This is a genomic window from uncultured Ruminococcus sp. (assembly GCF_946415235.1).
In the GTDB taxonomy this organism is placed as follows: domain Bacteria; phylum Bacillota; class Clostridia; order Oscillospirales; family Ruminococcaceae; genus Ruminococcus.
Window position 1 is genome coordinate 1 of sequence record NZ_CAMKRR010000148.1, and the last position, 5,270, is coordinate 5,270.

Genomic DNA, 5,270 nt, shown 5'->3' on the forward strand with positions numbered 1-5,270 from the left:
AATCTCAAGGGTCGTTTTTCTTTTCTTCGCATTGTTCAATTTTCAAGATGCTGTTGTGTCTGCCCGAAGGCTGTTGTCCTCAGGCGACTTAATTATTATATCACGCCGTACAGCGTTTGTCAACTAAAAGAATCCAAGTCATTTTTTGCAATTTTTAGTCATGTTTTACAATCTATGCTATTTCATATATTCATACAGGAATCTCGCAGCAAAAATAAGCGCCATTGCCGAAAAGACCGCCGCTATAGTTATATGGCTTTGCAGGTCTTTTTCAAACTTGAACCTCTTGGGGCCTTTGGGGTCGCAGAGGATAATATGAGTGGAGCCCTCTTTCATCGGCTCGCTGTAGCCTGCCTTGTCATCCTCCTCATAGCTTTTGCCGCTGACGCTATAACGCATCGTATGTATGTAAGCGCCCGAGGGCTTGCCCTTTCTCGGAGGAGCTTCCCTTACTCCGATAACTTCCGCTTTGGTCGCGACGCCGTACTTTTTCAGGTACAGCAGCCTGCAAAGATACACGCCGCCCGCTATAGCTATTGCCAGTCCCACACAGGCAAGTATAAGATATTGCATTTTATCACCTCGTATGCAATGATAGCATTTTTTCGGCGGTTTGTCAATGAAAAAGGCGGACAAAAAGTCCGCCTTTACAAATATGTATTACCCGTATTTATGCGTTGATATCTTCTTTTTCTGTATAGCCCCTTGCTTTATCGGGGTACAGGCTCTCTGCGAACTTGTATATCTGCATTATATCAAGCTTGTCCGCTTCGTTGTACATCAGCTTTTTCATTTCTTTTTCTCCGATAAATGAAGTGAGCTTATAACAGTCATTTATCCCCCTCATGCTGTGATCAAACATTATCACCATCATATGGCGGATGCCGCCTCTTGCGTGATACTTTCTCACCGTGTAGCTGAAAGTATCAATACGCTCAAGATCTATCTTCCATTTATAAAAAAAGCTTCTGCACCTGATGATCTTCCCTTCGCCGTACTCAACAACAGTCCCCTGACAGTATACGAATAATAATGCGGCGAGACCTGCCAGTACACATATATAAAAGCCTAATTCATTCAGATACCCCGAAATAACGAACATGACCGCTACCCATATAATCGCGGATATGATATACACGATCGTCGGTGTGTATGATACCTTTATTTTTTTCATTATAATACCTCATATCATTTTCGTAAAAAGCGGACAGCACGAACTGTCCGCTTTTATCATTTTTCACGGGCGGATAGTATCCGCTCCTGCATATGGTTTCATGTTTATTTTAATATAAGATACGGAACTGTATTATTTTTTTGAACCTTTTCGATAATTGCATTTATCACAAAGAACTTGTAAATTACTTTCAACTGTTTTTCCGCCATTCTTAATCGCAACTATATGGTCAACATGAAGTCCGACTTCATCTGGCATATACTTGCCACATTTCTGACAGGTATAATTATCACGCTTCATGATACTTTGCCTTAGTTCTTTTGTCATCAATTTCCTTTGATTCTTAGCAAAAAACTTTTGGCGTGTTGTTTCAAAATCAATTTCTTCAAGTTCATCGTATACTTCAAGCAATTGTTTTAATGTAAGTTTACATACATATTCCTTATTTTTAACAGTATAGGCGTGTTTTTGATAGTATTCTTGTTTGTATCGTGTTTGTTTACGAAAGAAAACATAATGATATATTTTATACTCGTTGCTATTAACCGTATTTTTCATATCATTATATATTTGTGTCTTGCGTTCCTTGCCAAAGCGCGTAGTTTCTAATATAGCTTTACAGTCATTATCCCATTTGTTTAAAATATCATTGCAATGCTTCGCTGCGTCATAATCTTTATTATCAATCACCCATTGATCTATGCACTCTTCATACGAAGGCTGCTTACGCCCAGATATATCAATTGAACGTTTTATAACTGGGTATGTAAACGGATTAGTGTGACTACTGATTATTATAAATAATACAACCCCAAGTACGATTGCAGCAACTACAATAAAAATACACAACAATATAATAATACTATCCATAGCGTTCCCCTTGTATTTCGACGCCCACAGCCTAAAGCTAACTGCTAAAGGCTAATGGCTAACAGCTAAGCTTATGCCATGAGCTTTACCATTACTGCCTTCTGAGCGTGGAGACGGTTCTCGGCCTCCTCGAATATCTCGTTTGCGTGAGCCTCGAATACCTTCTCTGTGATCTCCTCCTCACGGTGTGCGGGGAGGCAGTGGAGCACCATTGCGTCTGCCTTTGCCTGAGCCATGAGCTCATCATTGATCTGATAGCCTGCGAATGCCTTTCTGCGCTTCTCGGCTTCGCCCTCCTGACCCATGGAAGCCCATACGTCGGTGATGAGCACATCTGCATTCTTTGCAGCCTGCATAGGCTTGTCTGTCAGCTCAAACTTGCTGCCGCAGCCCTTTGCAAAGTCAAGTATCTCCTTGGGCGGCTGATAGTCATTCGGGCAGGCGATAGCTACGCTCATGCCTACCTTTAAGCAACCAACGATAAGGGAGTTAGCCATATTGTTTCCGTCGCCGATAAAGCACATTTTAAGTCCGTCAAAGCTGCCCTTGAACTCGCGGATAGTCATAAGGTCAGCCAGTACCTGACAAGGGTGGCAGAAGTCCGTAAGTCCGTTGATTATCGGGATTGAGCCGTACTTAGCGAGATCCTCGACCTCCTTCTGCTCAAATGTACGGATCATTATACCGTCAAGGTATCGTGAGAGAACTCTTGCAGTATCCTGTACGGGCTCTCCGCGGCCTATCTGAAGGTCATTGGACGAGAGGAACAGCGGATATCCGCCAAGCTGGTACATACCTGTCTCAAAAGAAACTCTTGTACGTGTGGAAGCCTTCTGGAATATCATTCCGAGGGTCTTTCCCTTGAGGTGGGGGTGCGGGATACCGTGCTTGAGCTCATACTTGAGCTGGTCTGCAAGGTTGAGTATCTCGATGATCTCCTCTGTGCTGAGATCAAGCATTTTAAGTAAGTGTTTCATATTATTTATCCTTCCGATCTGTCAATTCTTTTTATTACTTGTTCATTTCACCGAACGCTCTGTCTATCGCCACAGCAAAAAGCGCTATATAATCGTCAAACGCCTTGTTGTCTATGTCGAAATGGTACTGCATCTCTCCGTTCACGCCCAAAAGGCTCTGGATACTTCCGACGTTCGCTTCATTCAGGACTACATCGAAATTCTTTCTGTCCTTACTGGTTATCTCGAACCGCATGGTCTTGTTTTTGGCGGTTATGGTCGGATTGAGGAACAATGAAGTACATTCCATCGACATAAATACGTTATCATTAAGGATTATTGTAAAAAACGGTCGTTTGGAGTCACCTGTCTGAACGAGGGTGTAGAGGTTGTAATTGCTGGCGTCCATCAGGTTATAGCGGGCTCCGAAGCCTTTTTTCTTGATGCTGTAGATAAGACGACCCGTCTTGTCCTGAACGGTATACTTACCGCCCTTTCCAACTACCTGAAACTCCATAATTTATTCCTCCAGTATCTCTATCAGAATTTTCAGTCCGTCCTTTAGCTCGTCGTATGAGATCGTCAGTGGAGGAAGAAGTCTTACCTTCTCTTTGGCAGTCAGAACGAGAAGTCCCCTGTCGAGAGCCTTCTGTGCGACATCATGGGCATCCTTGCTTTTCAGCTTTACGCCTATCATAAGTCCGAGACCGGTTATTGACTCGACCTCGCCGCACTTTCCGAGCTCGCTCTTTATGAACTCGCTCTTTTTCGTCACCTCTTCAAGGAAACCGTCGCCTCCGACCCTGTCAAGGACAGCGAGGCCGCCTGCACAGGCAATGGGATTTCCGCCGAATGTAGAGCCGTGAGTACCTGCTGTGAGGACTCCGCTGCACTTCTCGTTCACAAGACAGGCGCCCATAGGCAATCCGCCTGCGATACCCTTTGCAAGTGTGGTGATATCCGCTTTTTTGCCAAAGTGTTCTCCTGCAAGGAATTTACCCGTCCTGCCTACGCCCGTCTGGACTTCATCGGCGATAACGAGTATATCCTTCTGCGCGCACAGTTCGTAAACAGCGTCAACAAATTCCTGACCGAGAACGTTGACGCCGCCCTCTCCCTGTACATATTCGAGCATTACCGCGCAAACGGTATCGTCCAGCTTCGCTTTGAGGTCGGCGATATCATTTGCGGTCACGTTTACGAAACCTTCCACGAACGGAAAGAAATAGTTGTGGAACACATCCTGACCCGTTGCGGAAAGAGTAGCGATAGTCCTGCCGTGGAAGGAATTCACAAGGGTGATTATGGTATGCCTGCCCTTGCCGTATTTATCGAAGCTGTACTTCCTTGCCACCTTTATGGCGCACTCGTTTGCCTCTGCGCCGCTGTTACAGAAAAATACGGATTTGTATCCCGAGATACCGCATAATTTTTCGGCAAAATCCGCCTGTACCTTAGTGTAGTAGTAATTTGAGCTGTGCTGGAGAGTCCTTACCTGAGTGCATACAGCGTCAGCCCACTTTTCATCGCAGTATCCGAGAGAATTGGTACCTATCCCGCTTCCGAAGTCGATATATTCCGTGCCGTTCTCGTCCTTACAGCGTCTGCCGCTTCCCTTTTCCATGACCAGTGGATAGCGTCCGTAGGACTGCATAACGTGCGAGTTGAATTTATCTATTGTATTCATAACGTCCTCCTTGGGGCAGACTGCCATGGACTTTATCAGACACACTATTATTATAGCGCTGAAAGGCAGTCAAAATCAATCAATTAAGATTTTTTATAAGTAAATTTTTTGTATACAAGTAAATTATTTTACAAGCGGTAGCTCTATCACACGAACTGAGTGCCTATTCCTTCATTGGAAAGTATCTCTATGAGGATAGAGTGAGGTACTCTTCCGTCGATGATAACGGTCTTTCTTACGCCTCGTCTGACAGCTTCAACGCAGCAGTCGATCTTGGGGATCATACCGCCTGAGATTATGCCCTGTCTCTTGAGGAAAGGCACTTCGCTGACATTTACCTCGGGGATAAGAGTTGACGGGTCGTCCTTATCGCGGAGAAGTCCTGCGATATCGGTCATGAGTATGAGATTTTCCGCGCCAAGCTCTGCTGCTATCCTTGCAGCGGCAGTGTCGGCGTTGATATTGTATGTATTTCCCTCGCTGTCAGTGGCAACTGTAGCGATAACGGGGATATTTCCGTTTGCAAGAGCGTCTGTGATAGGCTTTGTGTTGACCTTTGTTATCTCGCCTACCCAGCCCAGGT

At 44.8% G+C, this 5,270-nt stretch carries 6 protein-coding genes and 1 pseudogene; all 7 read right to left on the bottom strand.

Going from position 1 to position 5,270, the window contains the following annotated elements; translation table 11 throughout:
* Window positions 1–177: 177 nt before the first annotated feature.
* Window positions 178–573 carry a hypothetical protein gene (locus Q0R37_RS14990; protein WP_294755384.1) on the bottom strand — a complete coding sequence of 132 codons (396 nt, stop codon included), beginning with the start codon at window positions 571–573 and terminating at the stop codon, window positions 178–180.
* A gap of 97 nt (window positions 574–670) precedes the next feature.
* Window positions 671–1,174 (bottom strand): hypothetical protein, encoded by a 504-nt coding sequence (locus Q0R37_RS14995; RefSeq protein ID WP_294755385.1) that lies wholly within the window; start codon window positions 1,172–1,174, stop codon window positions 671–673.
* Between the two features lie 132 nt (window positions 1,175–1,306).
* The gene (locus tag Q0R37_RS15000; RefSeq protein ID WP_294755386.1) at window positions 1,307–2,044 is read right to left on the bottom strand and encodes an HNH endonuclease; all 738 of its coding nucleotides are present in this window, start codon (window positions 2,042–2,044) and stop codon (window positions 1,307–1,309) included.
* 71 nt (window positions 2,045–2,115) lie between these two features.
* Window positions 2,116–3,021, bottom strand: a complete 906-nt coding sequence (gene argF, locus Q0R37_RS15005) for an ornithine carbamoyltransferase (protein WP_294755387.1) — start codon at window positions 3,019–3,021, stop codon at window positions 2,116–2,118.
* A 34-nt stretch (window positions 3,022–3,055) separates the two neighbouring features.
* A complete protein-coding gene (locus Q0R37_RS15010; RefSeq protein WP_294755389.1) occupies window positions 3,056–3,517 on the bottom strand; it encodes a hypothetical protein in 462 nt (153 codons plus the stop codon).
* Window positions 3,518–3,520: 3 nt separating this feature from the next.
* Window positions 3,521–4,687 carry an aspartate aminotransferase family protein gene (locus Q0R37_RS15015; protein WP_294755391.1) on the bottom strand — a complete coding sequence of 389 codons (1,167 nt, stop codon included), beginning with the start codon at window positions 4,685–4,687 and terminating at the stop codon, window positions 3,521–3,523.
* Window positions 4,688–4,833: 146 nt separating this feature from the next.
* A pseudogene (locus Q0R37_RS15020) lies at window positions 4,834–5,270 on the bottom strand (acetylglutamate kinase); the annotation flags it as partial.

Bases quoted from the DNA above. Each gene is read 5' to 3' on its own strand.
- Q0R37_RS14990 (WP_294755384.1), bottom strand. From the start codon at position 573: ATGCAATATCTTATACTTGCCTGTGTGGGACTGGCAATAGCTATAGCG.
- Q0R37_RS14995 (WP_294755385.1), bottom strand. From the start codon at position 1,174: ATGAAAAAAATAAAGGTATCATACACACCGACGATCGTGTATATCATA.
- Q0R37_RS15000 (WP_294755386.1), bottom strand. From the start codon at position 2,044: ATGGATAGTATTATTATATTGTTGTGTATTTTTATTGTAGTTGCTGCA.
- argF (WP_294755387.1), bottom strand. From the start codon at position 3,021: ATGAAACACTTACTTAAAATGCTTGATCTCAGCACAGAGGAGATCATC.
- Q0R37_RS15010 (WP_294755389.1), bottom strand. From the start codon at position 3,517: ATGGAGTTTCAGGTAGTTGGAAAGGGCGGTAAGTATACCGTTCAGGAC.
- Q0R37_RS15015 (WP_294755391.1), bottom strand. From the start codon at position 4,687: ATGAATACAATAGATAAATTCAACTCGCACGTTATGCAGTCCTACGGA.